This is a genomic window from Polaribacter sp. 2305UL8-11 (assembly GCF_058147165.1).
In genome coordinates this window covers 1-247 of record NZ_JBYVJW010000075.1, presented here as the reverse complement: position 1 = coordinate 247, position 247 = coordinate 1, and the positions used below count along the sequence as shown (strand labels likewise).

Sequence of the window (247 nt, the reverse complement as noted above, 5' to 3'; positions counted from 1 at the left end):
TGGATAAACAAAACTTGTTATATTTGCACCGCTCTAATAATTAGATAGTCTTTATAAGAGTAAAGTTCATAAAAAATAATGACTGCGAAAGTAGCTCAGGGGTAGAGCATCAACTTGCCAAGGTGAGGGTCGCGGGTTCAAATCCCGTCTTTCGCTCTATTTAAAATAAATACCAATGCTGAAGCGGTGGAATTGGTAGACACGCTGGACTTAAAATCCAGTGAGCAGTAATGCTCGTATGGGTTCA

1 tRNA gene is annotated in these 247 nt (G+C 39.7%); it reads left to right on the top strand.

From position 1 onward, the window contains the following. The first annotated feature begins 84 nt into the window (after window positions 1-84). Window positions 85-156: transfer RNA gene (locus tag ACY2RW_RS16255), tRNA-Gly, on the top strand. Window positions 157-247: the final 91 nt, after the last annotated feature.